The sequence below is a fragment of the Sulfurovum zhangzhouensis genome (assembly GCF_030347965.1).
GTDB lineage: Bacteria > Campylobacterota > Campylobacteria > Campylobacterales > Sulfurovaceae > Sulfurovum > Sulfurovum zhangzhouensis.
The window spans coordinates 204,274-226,553 of record NZ_JAQIBD010000002.1 but is presented as its reverse complement, the minus strand read 5'-3'; the positions used below and the strand labels follow the sequence as shown (position 1 = coordinate 226,553).

General features: G+C 40.5%; 27 protein-coding genes. 15 read left to right on the top strand and 12 right to left on the bottom strand.

Annotated features, from left to right (window positions below):
* Positions 1 to 96 precede the first annotated feature (96 nt).
* The gene (locus tag PGH07_RS06320; RefSeq protein ID WP_289413514.1) at positions 97 to 348 is read right to left on the bottom strand and encodes a hypothetical protein; all 252 of its coding nucleotides are present in this window, start codon (positions 346 to 348) and stop codon (positions 97 to 99) included.
* Between the two features lie 254 nt (positions 349 to 602).
* Here PGH07_RS06320 and PGH07_RS06315 point away from each other — a divergent pair, with 254 nt between their 5' ends.
* The 3 genes from PGH07_RS06315 to PGH07_RS06305 all read left to right on the top strand — a co-directional run bounded on the left by PGH07_RS06315 (position 603) and on the right by PGH07_RS06305 (position 4,276).
* The gene (locus PGH07_RS06315; RefSeq protein WP_289413513.1) at positions 603 to 2,852 is read left to right on the top strand and encodes a glutamine--tRNA ligase/YqeY domain fusion protein; all 2,250 of its coding nucleotides are present in this window, start codon (positions 603 to 605) and stop codon (positions 2,850 to 2,852) included.
* Positions 2,853 to 3,235: 383 nt separating this feature from the next.
* Positions 3,236 to 3,763: a YbhB/YbcL family Raf kinase inhibitor-like protein gene (locus PGH07_RS06310; RefSeq protein WP_289413512.1), complete on the top strand. Its 528-nt coding sequence runs from the start codon at positions 3,236 to 3,238 to the stop codon at positions 3,761 to 3,763.
* A gap of 177 nt (positions 3,764 to 3,940) precedes the next feature.
* On the top strand, positions 3,941 to 4,276 hold the full coding sequence (locus tag PGH07_RS06305) for a hypothetical protein (RefSeq protein WP_289413511.1): 336 nt from the start codon (positions 3,941 to 3,943) through the stop codon (positions 4,274 to 4,276).
* A 171-nt stretch (positions 4,277 to 4,447) separates the two neighbouring features.
* Here the strand turns inward: PGH07_RS06305 and PGH07_RS06300 are convergent, their stop codons facing one another.
* The 3 genes from PGH07_RS06300 to PGH07_RS06290 form a co-directional block, all read right to left on the bottom strand.
* A complete protein-coding gene (locus tag PGH07_RS06300; protein ID WP_289413510.1) occupies positions 4,448 to 4,867 on the bottom strand; it encodes a GNAT family N-acetyltransferase in 420 nt (139 codons plus the stop codon).
* A gap of 102 nt (positions 4,868 to 4,969) precedes the next feature.
* A complete protein-coding gene (locus PGH07_RS06295) occupies positions 4,970 to 5,626 on the bottom strand; it encodes a hypothetical protein (protein WP_289413509.1) in 657 nt (218 codons plus the stop codon).
* Positions 5,627 to 5,647: 21 nt separating this feature from the next.
* On the bottom strand, positions 5,648 to 6,385 hold the full coding sequence (locus PGH07_RS06290; RefSeq protein ID WP_289413508.1) for an exonuclease domain-containing protein: 738 nt from the start codon (positions 6,383 to 6,385) through the stop codon (positions 5,648 to 5,650).
* A 97-nt stretch (positions 6,386 to 6,482) separates the two neighbouring features.
* Between PGH07_RS06290 and PGH07_RS06285 the strand changes: the two genes are divergently transcribed.
* From PGH07_RS06285 to PGH07_RS06250, 8 genes are all read left to right on the top strand, one after another.
* A complete protein-coding gene (locus PGH07_RS06285) occupies positions 6,483 to 6,938 on the top strand; it encodes an iron-sulfur cluster assembly scaffold protein (RefSeq protein WP_289413507.1) in 456 nt (151 codons plus the stop codon).
* Positions 6,935 to 7,771, top strand: coding sequence for a hypothetical protein (locus tag PGH07_RS06280; protein ID WP_289413506.1), 837 nt, complete (start codon positions 6,935 to 6,937; stop codon positions 7,769 to 7,771). The genes PGH07_RS06285 and PGH07_RS06280 overlap by 4 nt, the downstream gene beginning before the upstream one ends.
* Positions 7,764 to 8,579 carry a phosphatidylserine decarboxylase gene (locus PGH07_RS06275; RefSeq protein WP_289413505.1) on the top strand — a complete coding sequence of 272 codons (816 nt, stop codon included), beginning with the start codon at positions 7,764 to 7,766 and terminating at the stop codon, positions 8,577 to 8,579. The genes PGH07_RS06280 and PGH07_RS06275 overlap by 8 nt, the downstream gene beginning before the upstream one ends.
* A 136-nt stretch (positions 8,580 to 8,715) precedes the next feature.
* A complete protein-coding gene (locus PGH07_RS06270) occupies positions 8,716 to 9,642 on the top strand; it encodes a PDC sensor domain-containing protein (protein WP_289413504.1) in 927 nt (308 codons plus the stop codon).
* Positions 9,627 to 10,253: an HAD family hydrolase gene (locus PGH07_RS06265; protein ID WP_289413503.1), complete on the top strand. Its 627-nt coding sequence runs from the start codon at positions 9,627 to 9,629 to the stop codon at positions 10,251 to 10,253. The genes PGH07_RS06270 and PGH07_RS06265 overlap by 16 nt, the downstream gene beginning before the upstream one ends.
* 1 nt (position 10,254) lies before the next feature.
* Entirely contained in the window at positions 10,255 to 10,962 is a 708-nt protein-coding gene (locus tag PGH07_RS06260) for a DUF445 domain-containing protein (RefSeq protein WP_289413502.1), read from the top strand.
* Between the two features lie 28 nt (positions 10,963 to 10,990).
* On the top strand, positions 10,991 to 12,010 hold the full coding sequence (locus PGH07_RS06255; RefSeq protein ID WP_289413501.1) for an aldo/keto reductase: 1,020 nt from the start codon (positions 10,991 to 10,993) through the stop codon (positions 12,008 to 12,010).
* Positions 12,011 to 12,153: 143 nt separating this feature from the next.
* On the top strand, positions 12,154 to 13,068 hold the full coding sequence (locus tag PGH07_RS06250) for a L,D-transpeptidase family protein (protein ID WP_289413500.1): 915 nt from the start codon (positions 12,154 to 12,156) through the stop codon (positions 13,066 to 13,068).
* Between the two features lie 34 nt (positions 13,069 to 13,102).
* On the opposite strand, the gene PGH07_RS06245 is transcribed toward PGH07_RS06250, so the two are convergent.
* Both PGH07_RS06245 and PGH07_RS06240 read right to left on the bottom strand, forming a co-directional pair.
* Positions 13,103 to 13,696, bottom strand: coding sequence for a flavodoxin family protein (locus PGH07_RS06245; protein WP_289413499.1), 594 nt, complete (start codon positions 13,694 to 13,696; stop codon positions 13,103 to 13,105).
* A gap of 71 nt (positions 13,697 to 13,767) precedes the next feature.
* The gene (locus PGH07_RS06240; RefSeq protein WP_289413498.1) at positions 13,768 to 14,358 is read right to left on the bottom strand and encodes a class I SAM-dependent methyltransferase; all 591 of its coding nucleotides are present in this window, start codon (positions 14,356 to 14,358) and stop codon (positions 13,768 to 13,770) included.
* A gap of 72 nt (positions 14,359 to 14,430) precedes the next feature.
* Between PGH07_RS06240 and PGH07_RS06235 the strand changes: the two genes are divergently transcribed.
* Positions 14,431 to 15,201, top strand: a complete 771-nt coding sequence (locus PGH07_RS06235; RefSeq protein WP_289413497.1) for an exodeoxyribonuclease III — start codon at positions 14,431 to 14,433, stop codon at positions 15,199 to 15,201.
* A gap of 4 nt (positions 15,202 to 15,205) precedes the next feature.
* Here PGH07_RS06235 and PGH07_RS06230 read toward each other — a convergent pair whose 3' ends face one another.
* The gene (locus PGH07_RS06230; protein ID WP_289413496.1) at positions 15,206 to 15,469 is read right to left on the bottom strand and encodes a hypothetical protein; all 264 of its coding nucleotides are present in this window, start codon (positions 15,467 to 15,469) and stop codon (positions 15,206 to 15,208) included.
* Between the two features lie 9 nt (positions 15,470 to 15,478).
* Positions 15,479 to 15,937, bottom strand: a complete 459-nt coding sequence (locus tag PGH07_RS06225; protein WP_289413495.1) for an ankyrin repeat domain-containing protein — start codon at positions 15,935 to 15,937, stop codon at positions 15,479 to 15,481.
* Positions 15,938 to 16,085: 148 nt separating this feature from the next.
* Between PGH07_RS06225 and PGH07_RS06220 the strand changes: the two genes are divergently transcribed.
* Positions 16,086 to 17,312: an APC family permease gene (locus PGH07_RS06220; RefSeq protein ID WP_289413494.1), complete on the top strand. Its 1,227-nt coding sequence runs from the start codon at positions 16,086 to 16,088 to the stop codon at positions 17,310 to 17,312.
* A 23-nt stretch (positions 17,313 to 17,335) separates the two neighbouring features.
* The gene (upp, locus tag PGH07_RS06215) at positions 17,336 to 17,959 is read left to right on the top strand and encodes a uracil phosphoribosyltransferase (RefSeq protein WP_289413493.1); all 624 of its coding nucleotides are present in this window, start codon (positions 17,336 to 17,338) and stop codon (positions 17,957 to 17,959) included.
* A 50-nt stretch (positions 17,960 to 18,009) separates the two neighbouring features.
* On the opposite strand, the gene PGH07_RS06210 is transcribed toward upp, so the two are convergent.
* Positions 18,010 to 19,308 (bottom strand): OmpP1/FadL family transporter, encoded by a 1,299-nt coding sequence (locus tag PGH07_RS06210; RefSeq protein WP_289413492.1) that lies wholly within the window; start codon positions 19,306 to 19,308, stop codon positions 18,010 to 18,012.
* Between the two features lie 195 nt (positions 19,309 to 19,503).
* Here PGH07_RS06210 and PGH07_RS06205 point away from each other — a divergent pair, with 195 nt between their 5' ends.
* Entirely contained in the window at positions 19,504 to 19,824 is a 321-nt protein-coding gene (locus PGH07_RS06205; protein WP_289413491.1) for a putative quinol monooxygenase, read from the top strand.
* Between the two features lie 106 nt (positions 19,825 to 19,930).
* Here PGH07_RS06205 and PGH07_RS06200 read toward each other — a convergent pair whose 3' ends face one another.
* From PGH07_RS06200 to PGH07_RS06190, 3 genes are all read right to left on the bottom strand, one after another.
* Positions 19,931 to 20,314, bottom strand: coding sequence for an SMI1/KNR4 family protein (locus PGH07_RS06200; protein WP_289413490.1), 384 nt, complete (start codon positions 20,312 to 20,314; stop codon positions 19,931 to 19,933).
* Positions 20,315 to 20,522: 208 nt separating this feature from the next.
* Positions 20,523 to 21,554, bottom strand: a complete 1,032-nt coding sequence (locus tag PGH07_RS06195) for an AI-2E family transporter (RefSeq protein WP_289413489.1) — start codon at positions 21,552 to 21,554, stop codon at positions 20,523 to 20,525.
* Positions 21,555 to 21,668: 114 nt separating this feature from the next.
* Positions 21,669 to 22,259, bottom strand: a complete 591-nt coding sequence (locus PGH07_RS06190; protein WP_289413488.1) for an adenylate kinase — start codon at positions 22,257 to 22,259, stop codon at positions 21,669 to 21,671.
* Between the last annotated feature and the right edge of the window lie 21 nt (positions 22,260 to 22,280).

Below are 22,280 nucleotides of genomic sequence, written 5' to 3'. Positions count from 1 at the left end.
AAGAAAACGGGATGAAGAGCAATCAAAATGTTTTTGCTTTGAACGTGACGTTCAGGTTTATGTTCTCATCCTTGAATAGAGGACAAGCATTAGATATTATTCTTCTTCTTCGATCACTTTTGGAACACTACCGTCTTCATAGACATATGTTTTATAACAATGATCTGATTCCGCCTCACATTTTTCAAAACATTCGTCTGAAGCATCATCTCCACATTTTTCTGCACACTTATCAAATTTTTCATCACATTCAGCTATAGGTTCTGCATAGTGTTCTGCGATTAAGGATCCAGTCAACATCGAAAATAGTAATGCTGTTAAAAAAGTTTTTTTCAACATAAGGTTCACACCTCCATTTAAGTATGTAACACAGTACAATTATTAGGTACGCATACCCGTGACCTAAAACTTATACCGATTTTATTTATGATTGCAATTATATTCTAAATAATTTGAGTTATAAATAAATATTTTTAATCATAGGTCTCAAAAATTCATTTTAATTTTGTTCTCTTATCCTTTCTTTCAAATAAGAACTCTAAGATGCGATAAGCACTTATTCGATAAAATACAACTCTTATAAAACAAAAGGTTTAATGAAAATGAGTGAGCACAAAGATTTTTTACGTACCATAGTTGAAGAGGACTTGGCATCAGGCAAATATAAAGAGATTCATACAAGATTCCCCCCGGAGCCAAATGGTTTTCCGCACATTGGACACGCTAAATCTATCTGTATCAATTTCGGTATTGCACGTGACTATCATGGTCTTTGTAACCTTAGAATGGATGATACCAATCCGACTACTGAAGACACGAAATACGTTGAGGCGCTCAAAGATGCAGTAGAGTGGCTTGGATTTAAATGGGATGATAGCGTACGTTATACATCTGATTACTTCCCAGAACTATACGGTTATGCTGTTGAACTCATTAAAATGGGGAAGGCATACGTTGACAGCCTAAGTGAAGAAGAGATCCGTGAATACCGCGGAACGGTTACAGAACCCGGGAAACGAAGTAAATATGCTGAACGCAGTGTTGAAGAGAACCTTGACCTTTTTGAGAGAATGAAAAACGGTGAATTTAAAGACGGTGAACACGTACTTCGAGCCAAAATCGATATGAGTGCTGCGAATATGAAAATGAGAGATCCGCTTCTCTATCGTATCAGACATGCACACCACTATAGAGCAGGGGATAAGTGGCATGTTTACCCGATGTATGACTTTGGTCACTGTTTGTCTGACTATATTGAGGGTATTACTCACTCTATCTGTACCCTGGAGTTTGAAAACAACCGTGATATCTATGATTGGGTACTTGATACGCTTGGGCTTAAGTCCCCAAGACCTTATCAGCATGAGTTTGCAAGGCTCAGTATCAACTATACGGTGATGAGTAAAAGATTGCTTTTACAACTGGTAAATGAAGGAAGGGTGAGCGGCTGGGACGACCCTCGCCTTCCAACGATCGCCGGATACAGAAGAAGGGGTTATACGCCGGAGTCTATCATCAACTTCTGTGACAGTATAGGTATAGCCAAAGCCAACTCTACGGTGGATGTTGCACAGCTTGAATTTGCTATCAGAGATGATCTCAATCCTAAAGTGCCGCGTGTGATGTGTGTGCTTGATCCGCTCAAAGTAACGATTTCAAACTATGAAGGTACAGAGGAGTTTGATGCTCCGTACTACCCTGAAGACGTGCCTAAAGAAGGTTCAAGAAAAGTGCCGTTCTCAAAAGAGATCTATATTGAGCGTGAAGACTTCTCTGAGAATCCTCCAAAAGGTTACTACCGTTTAACACCTGATCAGGCTGTACGTCTTAGACACGGTTACATCATTACATGTAAGGAAGTGATCAAAGATGCTGATGGCAACATCACGGAGATCATTGCAGAGTACAACCCTGAGTCTAAAAGTGGAAGCGATACCAGTGGTATCAAAGTAAAAAGTGCTATCCAGTGGGTAGATGCAAACACGGCTAAAAGCGTTGAAGTAAGACTCTATGACAGACTCTTTAAAGATGAAGCTCCTCAAACGTTGGAAGATATCAATCCGGACTCTTTAAAAGTGATCAAAAATGCGCTTATCGAACCGGCAGTGATCACAGACAAACCTGATGAGAGATTCCAGTTTGAAAGACAGGGGTATTTCTATGCTGATCCTGTTGACTACACCGATGAAGCACCTGTGTTCAACAAGATCGTCGGTCTTAAAGACTCTTGGCATAAAAAAGAAACAGCACCAAGAAGTGAGCGCAAGCCACAAGCTAAACCTGTGCAGGTAGATGGTGAAGTAGAACCTATGAGTGAAGCTGAACAGGCACTTTTTGATAAGTATACAGGTGAGCTTGGACTAAACAGTATGGTTGCTGATATCTTGGCTAGGGATGAGAAACTATCATCTTTTTATACAGAGGCTCTGTCTGTATACAACTCTCCTGTAACTATCGCTAATATAGTAGCGAATGACGTTGCAAGAGAGTTAAAAGAAAAAGAGATTAGTGATCTGAAATTTGACGCAAAGCAGATAGCTGAACTTGTTAAGATGGTTGATAATGACACTATTTCAAACAAAATAGCTAAAGAAGTTTTTGAAGAGATGGCTAAGAGTGGAGAGAATCCTGAACAGATAGTTGAAGCTAAAGGGCTTGTACAGATAAGTGACCCTGCACAAATTTCACCTATCATTGATGAGATCATTGAGAAAAATCCAGATAACGTAGAGAAGTTCAAAGCAGGAAATACCAAGCTTCTAGGCTTTTTTGTAGGACAAGTACTCAAAGCCACAGGGGGCAAAGCTAACCCGCAAGTGGTGAATGAACTGGTAGCTGAGAAGTTAAAGTAATAAATTAACCAAAACAACTATTTTAATATCGTTCCCGATCTTCTGATCGGGAATGCATACTGAGCATATAGCTGGCAGATATTATCTTTTTGATAAGTATTTTATCTCTACTTTTTTTAGAAAAAAGTAGACAAAAAATCGTCACTTCGCAAGTGTACGGGCGATGCTTTCAGCGTGTTGCTCCGCAATATTGCACGCTTTCGCATCTGTACACTCAGTGCTCAGTGACAAACAAGCATTTATAGAGTTTTATTTTCTCTAATTACCCCTCCTCCAATACAAGTCTATAATTTCTATCGAGACAATGTGAACGTGCGAAAAAGCTAATTTTTTATATCACTGTATTACAATAAGTGAGACTAAAAACTATAAAGGGGTAAAAAATGAAGAAGATTATCAGTATGATGAGTATGGCTGTGTTGTTAAGCGCAGGGAATTTTACGCTGACCAGTAGTGATCTTCAAGGACAGTTGACCATCGATCAGGAGTTCAATGGTTTTGGATGCAGCGGGAAAAATATCTCTCCGGAACTGATCTGGAAAAATGCACCGCAAGGGACGAAAAGTTTCGCACTGACCGTCTATGACCCTGATGCTCCGACTGGAAGTGGATGGTGGCACTGGATCATTGTAAACATTCCGGCAAATGTCGATCATATCGCGCAAAATGCTTCAAGTGCCAATGCCTTGCCAAAAGGTGCATTAGAGACAATGACAGACTATGGAAAACCTGGCTTTGGCGGTGCATGTCCACCTCAAGGTGATAAGCCCCATGAGTATAGATTTACTATCCATGCACTGGATGTAGAAAAGCTCGATGTAGATTCAAAGAGCGACAGTGCGTTAGTCGGGTTTATGATCAATCATCATACGATAGAAAAAGCAACGATCGTTTCTTACTATAAGCGTTAAAGATTCTTGTGCCATTCACTCCGATCATCCCTCGATTGGAGTGTACTCCTCTGGATAATGAACAGTAAAATGGCATGCTTGCCGATTATCTAACTTCTGGAGAGATTCCTTTTCTAAATTTCAAGCTTGGGTATGTTTTTTGCATACATGATTTTGATAATATAAAAAAGGAATATCATGGTCTGCAAATTACACGAAGTCATTAACTTCATCCGCGAATACAATCTACTTAACGACTTAACCGATGAAGATATCGAACAGAATTTCAATATCTTTCACCACGCCTGCAGTTTTGACAAAAATGTCGCTGCTTATGAAGTGCGTTGTGACGACCCAAACGTATTTGAAACTGTTCTTGATAAAACGATGGAAATTCTTGATGAATCATTCGATCATGAATACACTAAAGATATGATGAGAAATATGGCCACTGCTTTTTGTGAGGTATTTGACATGGCAGGCGCACCAAAACGTCCTGTACCGTTTATCATAGTACTACTCTCCAGAGTGTAATGATTCTCTCTCCCAAACTAAGTTTGGGTGTGTACCCTGAACTGTTTTACAATATGTTCTGTGTGGATTCTAGATGTAGATGCCAAGAGTGACAGTGCGTTAATCGAGGTTATGATCAATCACCATACGATAGAAAAAGCAACGATCTGTTCTGTTTTGTTGTCAGGCGATTCAATATTTTTTTTGAAAATGCTTGGCAATGACTCTATAACCCTCTTTTTCCCAAAACCTATGTGCCCGTTCATTGTGTACAAAGCAGTTTACTTCACTTGCAACGCATCCATTTGTTTTTGCGTAGTCATCTATCCACTCCATAAGCATATGTCCGATGTTCTTGTTCTGGTATTCGGGTGAAATGATGACGTTGTCAGGTTCTATAAGCCTGCCTATATAGTATTTGGTCACTATCCAAATACCACTGATACCTATGAGTTCATCATCATCAAAGATACCGATGCACTGATATCCTTGCGAGATCATCTCATCAAGCCGTTCTTTTAAAACATCATCAGAAATCGAATCGTTGAGGATTTTAAGAAAAGGGATAATAGAATGAATATTCTTCTCTTCAAGAATTTTAAAATTGATCATTTATGACCTCCTACTATCTATACAATTATAGAAATAACCAAGCTAACTATTTGATATTGGTATAGTACATTAGTATATCAAAAATGCTTTTCTCATCATGATTCATTCCTTTGGTAAGGGAACTGATATACATTCTTCACGTACATAAGTTTCTGGTTCATAGTCTTTTTCTTTGAGTATAAGCTTTTTTGGGGTTGCTTTCTCAATAATATAGATGTGTATTAGTCCTGAACTTTTGTAAATGGTGAATGTTTTTCCCTTTAAAACCCATTTGCCTGAGACAGCTGGACGGTGATGTAGCCATGAAGAAAAGATATGTTCACCATCTTCTATGGTAAGCGAAAACTCTTCATGAAATGCATTCTCTGAACCAGCACACCAGTCTCCAAGAATCACAGTTTCTAAAACAGTAGTATTCTTGGCCAAAGTCTCATTATAAATTTTTGCATATTTATATGCAATTCTATTTAATCTTGCATATTCATCAGAACATAAAGCATCGCCTGTTCCCTCTATTACGGTGAAATTACCTGTTTTGCGTGCATTTGCGATTTTACTTTCTTCTACACCCGGCATTAGTAGGGTATAACCATAAACTGCTATCAATTTTATATTTCCACTTGTTAAGGCAATGAGTGCATCTTTTCTTGGCTCTGCATTTTCTACCCAATGAAGTTTGTGAACTTTATCTTCACATGTTTGAGCGAACAATGATGGTGATAGTAATAGTAATGGTATACATAAAAACAAACGCGTCACTTATGCCTCTTCAATATATTACTAGTGCAGGTAGCTGTCCAGTGTGAACTGCATATCTTCATCCAGTTCAAGGTTCTTACGCATCCACTGCAGGTATCCCATATCTTCTTCGGCAACCTCGGCGATCTCTCTGCCTTTGTATTTACCGAACTTGAAGGTACGCATGAGTACCGGGGTTTGTGTGAGTTCTGCTAGCATTTGCATCGGGTTTTTGCCTTCGAACTGCTCCATGGTAGCATGTACCAGTTTGGAGAGCAGGAGTTTCATCACCAGTACATCACCGATCGCATCGTGGGCTTTGATAGTGATATCAAGCTTGTTTGCTTCCTCTTCTTCTGTCTTGTAGAGATCAAGGGCATAACGGAGGTACTGCAGGCGGTGGTAAGGCATCTCGGGGTAGAGGTGTTTGGCACATCTGAAAGTATCGATGAGGGTATAGGCATTCTCAAAGCCTTCTTTTTTCAACATATCAAGATCGAAGTTGATGTTGTGTGCGATAAGGAAGTTTTCCGGGATGTTGAGTTCATTGACTCTGGTAGCAAACTTGGTCTGGCTGAAAGGAGCTTTCCCTTCGATAATATCCGGTGTGATGTTATGCACTTCCATTGCTTCAAGTGCGATAGGCACTTCAGTGCTGCAGAGTTCGTCATAGACCTCTATATCCTCTTTGTTGTGTACGATCATTGCACCGATCTGGATGATGCGGTCTTGTTCCTGGTTTCCCGTGGTTTCTGTATCAAAGAGTACATAGACAGCCATAAATTAAGCTCCGTTTATAGTTGGTTTAGTGAAGAATTATACAATATAAAATACAAAAGGATATAATACAACCTGATTTAGAAGTATGGGAGAACATATGGATGCCAATGCACAGCTGATCGAGCATATGATGAACCCCCAAAACTATGGGTCGATCGAAAATGCCGATGCACAGGGAATAGGTAAGAATCCTCAAAACGGTGAGAAGGTACTTATCCATCTCAAGGTGAAAGAAGAAGCGGGTAAGCCGGTGATCGAGGATATAAAGTTTCAGGCGATCGGTTGTACAACAACGATCGTAGCCGGTTCTATCATCACTACTGAAGCCAAAGGTGCGGATTTTGACAGGGCAGAGGATATCATCGCTTTTACACTGGGTATGCTTGATAAGGTACCGCCTGAGGAGGCAGCCTGTTCGGAGATGGTTGCCGTAGCACTCAAAGCAGCAATGGATGTCTATATCGCAAGAAAAAGTGATCCGGATTATCCTGTCATCAGCTATAAAATTCAAAACAGTTGTGAAACTGGCGAAGAAGCGGAAGAGAACGTATGAAAACAGTCATGATCAAAATGCATGAAATATGGCTAGAGACAATGATGGCAGGTTTCATGAGCAGCGGAGAGAAAAAAGAGCAGCTATTTGACTTTGCCAATATCTTTTTCAGGCACTTTACGTGGCTGGAAAATGAACTGATCGTAACCCGAGAAGCGTACAATTATGACCGTGATATGATCAGTGTACAGGTAGAAAAGCTGAGTGATCTTTTGCATCAGATCATTAAGAATCTGAATGCGCTTGATCTGCAGCTTGCAGGATTTGCAGACCGTGATCTGGCACAACGGATCTCATCTGATATGCATTACATTAAAAATGTGATGATGCAGATGGAAGATGAGAGAGTGGAAGCGTTCAATAGAGAGTTGAAATATCCCGGTGTATCACTGAGTGATGAGGCTACCAAAGCCTTTACCCGTTTTCTGTTTGAAGAGAGTTACAAAGAGTATGAGCTTATACTTATCTATAACTATCTTAAAGCACACAGTGATGATGCCTACTTGAACAGGATCTTTCAGATCCTTATCGATGAAAGTCAGTTCCATTTCAAGTCTTTTGGAAATATGATGGCAAAGATGGGGATACTCACCGTACCGCGAATCGTGATGAAAGAACTCTACCAGGTTGAAGATGTGGTAGCGTTCCTCAAAGATGGTATCGAAGAAGAGTTGGCCGCGAAAGAAGAGTGCAGGGCACTCTCTGATGCAGTGGCTAAAGACAGTACAGAACTTGCTGCGTTTTTTGATTTTATCAATTTGCAGGAGAATTATCATATCACATTGATGAAAGATGCACTGGCATATTATACGAAAAAGGAGACTGATGTCTAAACACTATACTTCTGTGATTTCTGCACTTTTTGGCAGATTTGCTTCTAAAGAATTTCCATCGCTTATCCAGCATATGATCAATGCAGGTTATGTGAAACTGATGGGACTTGATATGGGTGAGTTCAGAGAGCCTGCAAGCTACAAATCACTTAACAAGCTTTTTACCCGTGCTATAGAACTTCCTCGTAAGCTCCCTGAGGATAAATCAAAACTGATCTCAGGGGTAGACTCATTGATCACGGATTACGGTACGATCACTGAAGGACGTGCCTACCAGATCAAAGGTATGAGCTATGATATCGCAACACTTTTTGGGTCATATCACAAAGAAGCTGCTCAGAAAGTAGATGGCGGAGAGTTTGTCAACTTCTATCTTTCACCAAAAGACTATCACCGTTACCATATGCCGCTTGATCTTAAGATCCATTCACTTACGCATATCCCGGGGAAATTGTATCCTGTGAATTTTCCGCTGCTGCGTAATATGCCTGATCTCTTTATCGAAAATGAGAGAGTGGTGATAGAAGGAGAAGACGGCAAGGGAAGAACACATGTCTTGGTCTTGGTAGGTGCACTGAATGTTGGTAAAATGGTAGTAACGTTTGAGCCAAATGTTCAGACAAACTCCGAGATCAGAGAACCAAGACACTACACCTACAAAGATCTCTTTGTAGAGAGAGGTGAACTTTTCGGTTGGTTTGAAATGGGATCGACTGTCTTGACATTCTCTCCTAAAGGAAGTATAGTCACTGAAGTGGCGATCAACCAGAAGGTATCGTTCGGAGAAGTGATCGGAGAGATCAAATAGTTATAAAGGCATGAGCAGCCTGCCGACTAGCGACTAAATCGCAGTGTATGCAAGGCACTAAATGTCGAGTCGTAGGACAAAGCGTGCTTAGGAGCTTTGCTTCTAAGCAAATCAGCATAATGAAGAGGAGTATAGAATGGTTATAAAAGAGATACAAGAGTATGCACAGATACGTACCAAAGCAAGAGCTTACTTATGTTATATCCTTAGCCGTAATATATCCAAACATATCGAAGGGGGCATTGAACAGGTTATCCGCAATATCGATAGCCTTCAAAAAGCATTGCCTCAAGCCGAAGCCATCTATGTACTTGACGGTAAAGGTGAACAGGTTATCGATAATGTCTCCAATAATGAGACGCTCAAAGGGTTTGGTAAAGGTGAAGATAGAAGTAACAGGGCGTACTATTATCGCACGATGAGTGAACACCGTTGTATCCTGACCGATCCGTATCCATCTCTTGTGAGCAACCATCTGGTAGTGACTTCAACTTTCCCGATCTATGATCAAGAAGGTAAACTCCTCTATATCATCTGTGTGGATATCAATCTTAGAGATATTCTGCGTATGGTGCATCCGAGTTCGGTAGACTCAAGCTTTGGAACACTGAGCAAAGTGGTCTATGCGGCTTTCTCCGCTGCACTTTTTGCTGTTGCGATACTTTTGTTCTTCAAAGGAATTTCTAGTTTTATGGGCTTTGGTTTTGATATCTCAAAGATCGATATCAATGAGATGTTTAAAGCAACCATTCTGTTGACCCTCTCCTTAGCGATCGTGGACTTGGTCAAGGCGATATTTGAAGAGGAAGTCCTTGGACATGAGAAGAAAGAGAACAGGGGGGATAGCCATCAGACGATGGTGCGATTCCTTGGTTCTATCATCATCGCACTCTCTATCGAAGCATTGATGCTTGTGTTCAAGTTTGCGATCACTGATCCGAGTCATCTCATGCCGGCAGTATATCTGATCGGAGCGGTTACGACATTGATCATCGGTCTGTCGATCTATCTGAAGTTCAGCAGAGATTGCGTAGATAAAGAGGGGTCATGCAAGAAAAACTGATCATCTTTGATATGGACGGTACGCTGGTCAACTCATCATTGACCATTGCCAATGCGATCAACTATGTACGAAGCAGACTAGGCTTTCACCCGCTGGAGCAGGAGTATATCCTCAAACGAGTCAATGACCACACGATCAACCCTGCTAAGGTCTTTTACCATGCCAGGGCATTTGATGCAAAACATGAAATGTGGTTCTCTGAGTACTACACCAACAACCACGAGAAAGAATTGGTACTCTATGATGGGATAAAAGAGCTCTTGGATCTACTGAAAGAGAAAGGTGCTTCACTTGCAGTGGCTACCAATGCCTATAGAAATTCTACTTTAGAGTCTTTGACCCACTTGGGAGTGGATGCACACTTTGATGCGATCGCGTGTTATGATGATGTACCACAAGGTAAACCTCACCCTGATATGCTTCACAAGGTACTTAACGAGCTGAATATGAGAGCTGATCAGTCACTCTTTATCGGGGATGGACCGCGTGATAAGATGGCTAGTGAGCGTGCAGGGATAGATTATGTTATGGTTGACTGGGGCTTTACAGAACATAAGCAGGCAGTACGCACTGTGGACGAACTTAAAGAGATCATTTTAAGCAGGGCATAGTATGTCAAAGTCTTTTCTTACCGATATTATCTCCCTGTCATTTATCTTGATAGCTTATGCAGTTCCTGAAGCGTATCACACGATCCTGCTTTTTACCGGTCTCTTTGCATTATCAGGTGCGATCACCAATCAGCTTGCGATCCATATGCTTTTTGAGAGGGTACCCTTCCTTTACGGTTCCGGGGTGATCGAAAAGAACTTTGAAAGCTTCAAAGCTTCCATCAAAACAATGATCATGAAGCAGTTCTTCAGTAGAGAACAACTAGGTGAATTCTTTGCAAATGAAGAAAAAAAGATCGACCTGAGCCCGCTTGTTGAGAGTGCAGATTTTTCTCCGGCATTTGACGCGCTGAGCAAGACGGTAATGGAGTCCAAATTTGGTGGTGCTATAGCGATGTTCGGGGGTGAGGCGGCATTGGAAGGATTACGAGATCCTTTTGGCAAAAAATTGAAATCTGCAGTGAGCAAGATAGTCTCCTCTGATACATTTAAAAAACAGCTGGATCATCACCTTCAGCACTCTTCACTGAGTGAAGATATGATCAAAGCAGTGGATGAACTGATCACAAACCGTCTTAAAGAACTGACACCAAAGATGGTCAAAGATCTGGTACAGGAGCTGATCAAAGAACATCTTGGATGGCTAGTAGTGTGGGGTGGTGTATTTGGCGGTCTTGTAGGACTTATATCGTCGTTTGTCGTCAATTAACTTTTGAACTTATTTTAAAGGAGAAACAATGGAGTATCGTTATATCGGGAAAAGTGGCCTAAGGGTAAGTCCTATCTGTATGGGAACCATGACATTTGGAACACAGTGCAGTAATGAAAAAGAGGCATTCGCCATTATGGATAAAGCCTATGAGGCCGGTGTAAACTTTTTCGATACGGCTGAACTCTATCCTATCCCTCCTACAGCAGATAAAGCAGGTATCACTGAAGAGATCGTTGGAAGATGGCTTAAAACAAAACCAAGAGACAGCGTGATCCTGGCAAGTAAAGTTGCCGGTGCGGCGAACGGATGGTTTGTCCCTCCTATCAGACACGGGATGACGGCGATAGACAGTTTTCATATTGAAAGGGCTGTTGAGGGAAGTCTAAAAAGGCTGGGTACGGATTATATCGATCTTTATCAAATGCATTGGCCTGATACCGTTGTACCTATTGAAGAGAGCCTTAAAGCATTTGATAGGCTAGTACAAAGCGGTAAAGTACGTTATATCGGTACTTCCAATGATACTGCTTACGGAACGACCAAGGCATTGATGACCTCTGCATATAAAGGTTATGCAAGATTTGAATCGATACAGAATAACTTCTCATTGCTCAATCGTCGTTTCCTGGATGAACTTGCAACCATGGCAGAAAAAGAACAGGTATCACTGTTACCTTATTCTCCTTTGGCCGGAGGGGTATTGAGCGGGAAATACAATCTTGATAAGAATGCCAAAGGGCGCTTTAACGACTATATCACTTCTCCAAATGTAAGACAAAGAGTGATGGCTGCAAGGTTTTTGAATGACAGAACACTTGCATCCACACAACAATACATTCAAATTGCCCAAAAAGCAGGGATGCACCCTGTCACTCTGGCTACGGCATGGTCTAAGCAGTTCAGCTTTGTTGCCTCAACGATCATCGGTGCAACAACGACGGAACAGCTTGATGCATCACTTGCTGCAATGAATATCACACTCAGCGAAGAGGTCTTAAACGCATGTGATAAGGTGCACAATGAAATCCTATACCCTATGGGGTAGAGGAGAGTTCAAATAGATCTTGCATAAAGCAAAATAGTCGCTTTCATCCTTCATTATATTACATTTTGATATTTTATAAAACATTAATATTAAAAAAGATAGAATCATTTATTATGTTAATCTACTTTTGAACAAGGTACAAAATGATTAGAACGATATTAGTGATCTTCCTAGTCCTCTCTACGCTTAATGCCGGATATTTCGGCACAACGAATGATATGTGTGACGGTAACAAGTATTTCCAGTGTGAAAATAACTATAACGCGGTCCGCAACCTTCAGATCGCACTTAACAGTGATAAAAAGCTTGGAGTAAAGCTTAAGGTAGATGGGACATGGGGTGAGGAGACCAAGTCTGCACTAATGGCCTTTCAAGAGAACTATGGACTTGAAAAAGCTGATGGATGGGTAGGAAAAAGAACCAAGGAAAAGCTTGATACCATTTACAGTAAAGTAAAGTTTCCAAAGGATATCAAGGTCGTAGAAAACTATAAAACAAAGAAATGTTATAGTTGTTACAGTGACTTTAGACAAAATGTAAATCTGAGAAAAAGTTTTGAGATCTATGAGGATAAAAAACTTCTCAAAAGAGCGAACGGACGCAATACGAAGCTGACAGTAGATGTGTCTGAACAGCGTGTGAGACTCTACGTGGACGGGAAAGTAGCACTCTGTTCTCCATGTACGACCGGCGCTAAGCGCAAGTTTGAGCCAAATACAAAGATATATAGAGATAAACGTACGCCAATGGGAACATTTAAGATCACAGAGAAGATCGCAGATAAACGTTCATCAATTTTCGGTGAGTACTACCGTGGTAAAAAGTTGGTCTATAAAGGTGACAAGCGTAAGTTCAGCGGAAATAAAAAGGGGCTTACCTATCAGGGGGCTTCACTGAAAAACTGGATGCGTCTGACAAGTTCAGGTATCGGACTGCATGCGAGCAAATATATCAAAAGATATCCGGGAACGAATGGATGTATCCGCCTACCTTATAAAGTCTCTCAAACGATCTTTAAAAATGTGCGTCAGGGTACACCTGTATCTATTGTAAATTAAATTTTATCCTTGCATGTTAATATGCAAGAGAGTACTAAAGTAGCTTTCGGGCTAGCTTTTCAGCTCTTTTTTTATCACCTTCTGAGAGTTTATGATGCTCTTCCCCCGCGATCAGACCAATATACATTGTACCGACTGTTTTTGCCCCGATTGTCTTTGCTGCATATTTAAGCCGTTTTATTGTGTCTGAAAAGAGGTATGCCAGTATACTTGGAGCTGCACAGCTAGAGACTAAAACGGCTTTTTTTTGTATAGCTTGGTTTTTTCTGTATTGAGGTGTCGGTATACCCCAAGGCCAGTAGGCATAGGCTACCAGCCTTTCCATAAAACGCTTGAAAAGTGCCGTCACTGTACCAAAATTTGTTGGTGAGGCCAGGATTAAAGCATCAGCTTCCTCCATCTTTTCAATGAGTTCCTGCATCTTGTCTTCTTGTACGCATTTTCCCGGAGCAGTACCCGGTTCCTGGGTACAAGCACGGCAATTCAGACAGAATTCTATGGGATATTCACGAAGCATAATTGTCTCTACTTCTACACCCGATAACCGCAGTGTATCTTCCATGATTTTAATGACCTGTTCTGTGATACCGTCTGAACGATATGAACCGCTTATCGCAAGGACTTTCATAATAATTACCATCCTGACTTTAATCTACTGTATGAAAATCATTATAACACAAGTCAGAATAAGAGAAAAACTTATGACCAGAAGTCCTCTATGGTCATTCCGCCGGCTTTTTTCTTGGCTACTAACTGTCCTATCATCGTTCTGGCACCTTTGTAGTCGTTATCCCAGTATTCACGTATATGCATGATGTCATATCTCTCATCAAAAGTTGCTTCCAATTCTCCTTCTTCCAGAAGAAAGGTACGGTTGGACGTAGAGCGGTCGTTGTCAGGATGGTACATAAAGGTTTCATAGATAAAAATGCCACCCGGTTTGAGTGCCTTTTCGATCTGCGGAAAGAGTCTTCGGTCAAGAAAGTAAGTACATACGATAAGATCATATTTGTTCTCCTCGAGTGTATGGGTGTCAAAATCCACCTCTTTAGCAGAGATATTATCAATTCCCTGTAGTGAGTCGATCGCAGTGGAGCTAATATCCAGGGCATCGACATGAAAGCCCTGTGATACCAAATATCGGGTATGTCTTCCCATGCCGCATGCGATATCAAGGGCCTGTTTGCCCGGTGCCAGTTTTGCAAAATTGGTTACCAGATCGATAGGTTCTGTGGGAATAGGAGCCTCAATGTGTTTTTTGTCCCATTTTTCTTTGTCTTCTAGTGACATTTTGTGCCTTTAGTCTAATTTGCTATGATTCTATCCAAATATCAATGATTTACAATATAACGAGGGTGACCTATGAACAAACTTACTTTTATCTCCTGGAATGTCAACGGTATACGTGCTGTGGACAAAAAAGAAGCACTCAAATGGATCGATGAGCATGAAATAGACTTTTTGGGACTGCAGGAGATCAAGGCTGAAGCTGACCAGATCCCTGAGACGATCTTTGATCGTGAGTTTAAATTCCAAAGCATTAACTCTTCTTCTAAGAAAGGGCAGTCAGGGGTAGCGCTTTATACAGATATTAAAGGAAACCCTGATAGCTGTGATCATGTGGATATCCTTAGTGAGGGACGTATCAATGAGTACCACTTTGGAGATATCGCTTTTTTCAATGTCTATTTTCCAAACGGGCAGAGCAGTGATGAACGTTTGGTGTATAAGATGGAATTTTATGATCGCTTCCTGGAGCATATCAATGACCTTAGAAAACAAGGCAAGTCGATCGTTGTTTGCGGCGATGTCAATACTGCACACCGCGAGATAGACCTTGCCCGTCCTAAAGCAAACGAAGGTACTTCAGGCTTTTTGCCTATGGAGCGTGCATGGATGGACAAGCTCATTTCTCACGGATATATCGATACCTTCCGACACATCCACGGTGATATGCCAGAGCGTTATAGCTGGTGGAGCTATAGGGCAGGTGCAAGGGGAAGAAATGTCGGCTGGAGGATTGACTACTTCTTTGTTTCTGATGATCTAAAAGACCGTATATTAGAGGCTGAGATCATGGATGAGATCATGGGAAGTGATCACTGTCCTGTAAAGCTGGTACTTAGCGTCTAGTCTTTTACCCTTTTGTCAGATGCCATCCTTTTTCAATGGGGCACGGGTAGATACGCAGGTTCTTGAGATTGAGATATACCAGTTCTTCTTCAGCCTCTTTGAGTGTAGGGTAGAGCATTTTAGGCTGACCTTGCGCATCTTTGCAGGTACAGAAGTTCTGATGAACTTCAGTGTGCTCTGAGAATTCACTAAGAACTATATTATCTGCCGAAGTATCTATCTTTTTTTTGATCTTCTTCAGGGATTTGCGAAACTCGTTTCTTTTCATTGTAAAGGTTTAGTCTAAAAAGATCAAGAACTCATGCTGCCCGAACATTTGTGCCATCTGTTTAGCCGTTACGCCTCTTTTATTAGCGATATTCTGATTACAACCTTTGTCTACAAGTATCTTTCCATAAGCAGGTTTAGCGTCAATGATCGCTTCCATCAGCGGTGTCCAGCCTACTGCATCTACAAAATCAATGTCTGCTCCTTGATCAAGTAAATAATGAAATATCTCCATCTGGTCGTAGCGAATGGCATTATGCAGCAGTGAAGAACCAAAGTCACCACTTTCAGCACTGTTGATATCATATCCTGATTCAATCAATTCTCTAATGATCTCCAGGTCACCTTTTTTGATAAAGTATGCAACGACTTTAAAGGGATCGATTTCTCTGTCAAATCCGCTATTAAGCAGTAGTTCCTCTTTCTTTTGAAGAACCGGGTATTGTGAAGCAAAAGCGTAAAGTGTCATAGGGATTCCTTTTATTAGCTTCTTTGTTAGCATTATTATAACAGTTTTTGGATGTTGTAGTATTTACGCTATATCCTAATGTTTGACCGGTAATAGACTGATACATTTTATTCATTTCTAAGTTATAATAAATAAAAAGAGTCTTGATATGCCATCAAATGACCAAGCTAAATTAAAACGTAGTGTCAACCTGCCTATGCTTGTCTTTTATGGACTTGGCAATATCTTTGGTGCAGGGATCTATGTCCTTATCGGTAAGATGGCAGGCATTGCCGGGATGTATGTGCCTTTTTCATTCTTGTTGGCATGTGTGGTAGTCTTCTTCACTGCGCTGAGTTATGCTGAACTGTCTGCACGTTTTCCTCTCAGTGCAGGGGAAGCGGTTTATGTATATGAAGGGTTCGGCTCTCCTGCATTCTCTCGGGGGATAGGACTGTTGATCTCATTTGCCGGATTACTCTCATCTGCGACGATACTTCAGGGCTTCCACGGCTATCTCAGTACCTTTATTGCATTGCCGGAGATCGTAACTATCTTGATACTGGTAGTCATTCTTAGCATGATCGCAATATGGGGGATAATGCAGTCGATGATCTTGGCATTTGGATTGACACTTGCCGAGATCATAGGATTAGTTTTAGTGATCTATGCAGGTATAGGGTATATAGAACCGGAGAGTATATCTTTGGAGGTGTTGATACCGCCTTTAGAGATTTCTGTTCTCATTTCGATCATCCTTGGAGGATTTTTAGCCTTTTATGCATTTGTAGGCTTTGAAGATATGGTCAATATCGCCGAAGAGGTGAAAAACCCTACTAAAACGATGCCTCGTGCAATTATCATTACACTTGTGATTGCTACACTCTTTTATATTGTTGTTGCACTGGTCTCCGTCCTAGTCATTACTCCAGAAATACTGTCAAATACTGCTGCTCCATTGGCAAAGGTTTATGAGACTGCAACCGGAAAGAGTGCAGGTGTATTAAGTATCATAGCTATGGTTGCCGTGCTTAATGGGGCATTGATACAGATCATTATGGCTTCTAGGATTTTTTACGGTATGAGTAAACAAAATTGGCTGCCTACGTTTCTAAGCAGTATAAATCCCAAAACACACACACCTGTGGCATCGACGATACTGAGTGGAGCACTTGTCTTTCTTTTTGCAACTTTTTTTGATCTTTTGACACTGGCACAGTTTAGCAGTTTTGTTATTTTTATCGTCTTTACATTGGTCAATCTCTCATTGATACTTATCAAATACAAAACACCTTATCCTGATGAGGGTGTGCGTACCTATCCACTTTTTGTACCTGTAATGGCGATACTGCTTAATCTTGTTATGCTCGGATTTCAGATCATGTCGGTTATTTAGCTATACTATTATAAAGGAGATTTATGATTACAGAACTCAAACATCCAGTTTTAAAAACCTTGATCAATCATCTAAGAGAGAGCCAAACCGATGCATTGCGTTTTAGACATATCGTGCATGATATTGCACGACTTATGGCATATGAGGCTCTTAGTACTGAACCGTCAATAGAACGAGAGATTGATACATGGAACGGTAAAAGAACCTTTGAGTTTATAGATGAAGAAAATCTGCTCTTTGTTTCAATACTGCGTGCAGGACTTCCAATGATAGAGTCGGTTACCGCACTGTTCCCTAACGCATCCTCAGGCTTTTTGGCAATGCGGAGAGATGAGAAGACACATCAAAGTGTGATCTATTATGACCGAATACCTGAGTGTAAAGGCAAGACCGTTATCTTACTTGATCCGATGGTCGCAACAGGCGGATCATTGTGTGATGCGATCAGTGTAGTAAAACATAAAGAACCTGCAAAGATCATCTCCCTCAATCTTATCGGATCCCCTGAAGGACTGGATGTGGTGGATCAGAAACATCCGGATATCCATCTTTTTATAGCACATATCGATGAAAAACTTGATAGTAACATGTATATCTACCCTGGATTAGGGGATGCAGGAGACAGGTCTTATAATACTAAAGATTGAAACATGATCTAAATTGATGAAGTTTTCTCTCCATAGTATGGAGAGAAAGTTTAGAACTGATAGTTAAGTTGGAAAGAGAGCGAGTCTTCCATATGTTTGACACTTGATTCACCGATATAGAGCGCATCATCATCTGGATTTACCGGTGTTCCATTATCACTATATCCAACGATAGTGTTCATTGTTGTTGTAGTTTGCGGTGCATGTACATATGCAAGGTCAAGTGAGAAAGTATCCGTAAATTCATAGGTACCACCCACAGTTATATGTGTCTTTGCCGTTGCCGGGAATCCAAGAAGATTGAATAGATTGATCGCATTACCTGCTGCATAAGGATAGTTTGCCGGTGTCACTACAGAAGTAGGTGCACTCGGCATTTCATCTATTGGATGAGCAGCATGGTTATATCCAATTCTTACTGCCCAGTTGTCTCTATTGTATTGGTAACCATATGACATAACATTTTGGTCAGCCCAACCAAAATCTTTATATCCTTTTGCATCAGACCATTGGATCTTTTTATAGTCCACAGCAAAAGTATGGTTTTCAATTTTATACCCGACACCAAAACCGATTTCGGCAGGTTGTTCCAAATGATTCTCCATTGCTCCCGGGAAGATACCAAGATCTACAAACGGCTGTGTAGCATTAGAAAGTTGGTTGCTATAATCCATATCAATTTTAGATTTATACACAGCTCCAAGCGTCAAACCGTTCGAGAAGTCATAAGCGGCACCGAAGTTAATTCCGAAGTTAAGATCCTGTGCAACACCATCCCCTATACTGCTGCCATCAAATCCGTTATAGTTAATATCAAGTGAACCGTATTGAAGAATAGGAGTAACCGCAAGACTTAGCCCATTGGTTTTATAGGCAGCAGAGATACCAAATTGCATCAATTGCAAGTTGCTAACCATATGCATATTGCCTGAATCCATTCCAGGTATCTGTGGTGCATCTCTATAGTCAACACCCATACCTGCAGTTCCCCACATACCGATACCAAGATACCAATTATCATTGAATTTATGTGAGATAGATACTGAAGGAATGACATTCATGTCGGCATCACTTTCATGTTCTGCAGCCATACCCATATTTGCACTGATATCAGGCATGAATACAGTACCTCCAAAGGAAATAAAAGTACCCTCGGTACAGGTGATAAGTGCCGGGTTTTGCAAAGTAGATTCTGCACAGTGGCTAACAGCGATACCTGCTCCCCCCATACCTCTTGCTTTTGCCCCTACTGAAATCAATGTATCCCCATTGGTTGCATGCAGTGTAGTTACAGTGATCATTGAGAGTGCTATACCTGCACGTACCAACAGTTTCCCTTTTCTTTTCATCCTTGTCCTTTTATATAAGATTTTTAAATATACAAAAATTAACTTTTAATATCTATTAAATCCATAGATAAAGCAATGATATTTTTATTTAATTAAATAATACTATATTATATTGATACATTTTTTGACACTTTTCTCTACTGAAATGTACCTTCTTAGAGTACAAAATGTATAATTATTCCAAAAAGGAACACCATGTCCAAGATTCTTTACTGTATAGCTCAGTTTACTCCCAAAGAGGGAAAGTTTGACGCCTTGTTTGAAACACTTAAAGCGCTTGAACCGGATACACTAAGAGAAGAGGGGTGCCTCTCTTACCGCGTGACCAAAAAGATTGATAATTCATTTGCACCGGGTGAGAGTATGCCTATAGTATTTAACGAAAGCTGGGCCAGTGTAGAGGCATTTGAAACACATTGTCAAAGAAAGGAGATCGTTGAGTTTTTTGAAAGGGAGTGTCTGGCAGAAGATGGACTGGTAGCAGCCTATAATGTGACGGCGTATAGTGATGAATAGGGTTACCACATACAATGTGGGAACCAAAAAAAATATAACTTTATAAGGTGATCATTTTGCTAAAATCTTCCAGATTTGTACGTCACTTGTTTGCCATTTATAATCTTTAAATTGCATTGAATGATTCTGCTAATTCTTGAATTTCACCAGTTTCATGTAGCCACAGATACACTGTATTTAGATATTGACCATCTTCTTTTAGAAAAACCATTTGATCACCAAATCCATTACTGGCGATAGCTAATGCATTTTCAGGGAAATTACCAAAACCTCGGCACGACTTAGTTTCATTGATGATATGATTACAAGTACGTGAAAGACGTTTTCTATCTGAAGTATCTTTGATTGGATAAAACTCCCAATCGTCTTCATCCGTTGATGCTTCTCCACCATTATTCAATTTCATTGCTTCACGGTATTCATAAGGTAGCTTTGCGTCAAGTTCTTTTTCTGCTTGGGCTATCTGCTCTTCCGCTAAATTAAATGGCACCTGTCTCTCCTTGGATATAATCATTTATCGAGGAATACTATACAGCTTTTTACATAAAATAAATAGAACTGATCAGAGAACATTATAAAATATATAACTTTACAAGGTTCTCTATATTGTCTTATAGCTCTAAAATTTGTAGTGTATTTCATTGGGGTGTAATGAAACAAAGCCATAAAAGCAAGAGTATTCACTATGCATAGCTATTTCATGAACGCTTAACTTTTTCCTCTCCAGAACCAAGCATTATAGCGATCCATTGTGTATTGGGTTGTGTACTTAGTGCGATCTTGATCATAATGGTAAGCGGTACAGAAAGCAGCATTCCTATAGGGCCAAGCAGCCAACCCCAGAAGATCAATGATAAAAAGACTATCAGTGTAGAGAGACCAAGACCTTTACCCATGATACGCGGATCCAAAATGGAACCTATCACCACATTCACTACGATATAGAGTACGGCTACTCCAACGGCATTAGAGATATCGTACTGAACCATGGCCATAAGTACGGCAGGCACTCCGGCAATGATCGAACCAATTGTTGGAATAAAGTTCAGCAACAATGCGATCAATCCCCAAAGCACTGCATAATGAATATCAAAAAGTTTGAGTCCTACCGTGATCACGACACCCGTTGCAGCAGAGATAAAAAATTTGAGTAGAAGATAGCGTTTGATACTGTTACTAATATCAATGAATTTCTCTAATGAATTGTAGTTTGTTTGTGCAAGCTTCTTACTGAACTGTGAGATCTCCATAAGCATAAAAACTACGGTCAGTATGATCATAAAGGATTGGGTAACAAGTGAACCAAGGCTTTTTAGGGTCGTGGCAATATACTGCATGACACTTTGCATATTGAAAAGATTGAGAATATCTTCTTTTGGTACCTCTATACCCCATGTTTGAAGTTTTTCAAGGAGTGTAAGCAGCTCTGCATGCAATTTTGCTTCGTATGCAGGTACGTTGTTGGTAAAATCCTGAACTGAATTTCCTACCAGAACAAAAAGTATCGTAACGATAGCTATAAGCAAGGAGACAACAATCATGAGTGCAAAAACATCATTGATCTTCTTTGATTTGAGCCAGAGATAAAAAGGAGAGAGAATGACGGCAAGAAAGAATGCAAGCAAAAATGGCACGATGATTACTGCTGCAGCTTTGATACCTGCAAGTACGATCACAACTGCAGCCATGATCAATACAATATATCCAATGTTGAATGATCTTTCTTTCATTCTCTTTCCCTTACTTGTATGTTGATAGATAGATTATAGCTAGTTAGAAGTTAAAAATGAAATTAAATAGAAAAGGGGAAGAAAGGGCCGGTAAGTCGACCCTTTAGAAGAAAATTATTTATTGTCTAAAATAAATGCTTCCATATCTGCAACGATAGGATCAAGTGTTCTTTCTCCATCGATTACTTTAAGAAGGTTTTTCTCAGTGTAGAATGCCTGGATCTCTGCCAATGGATCAGTATAGATCTTCATACGGTCGTTAAATACCTCTTCACTGTCATCACTTCTTTGTTCACCCGGTGCTGCCTCAGCTGCACGTCCAAGGATACGCTCTCTTGCAACCGCTTCGCTTACTCTTACTTCGATCACTGAAGTAAGCTCGATATTATCTTCTTTTGAAACGATCTCATCAAATGCAGTCATCTGCTCAGTACTTCTTGGGTAACCGTCGATAAGGATTGTATCAACCGGAGCATTGTTGATCGCTGATACGATAGTGTTTACGATGATGTCAAGTGGTACAAGTGCACCCTTTGAAATATAGCTTTCGATCGTCTGTCCAAGCTCACTTCCGCTAGCAACTTCTTCACGAAGCATATCACCTGTAGAGTAGTGTACGATATCTTCATGTTTTCCTGCAATGATACTTGCATCTGTTGTTTTACCTGAACCTGGTGCTCCGATGATCAAAAATAGTTTTTTCATAAAATATACCTTCCTTTTTTA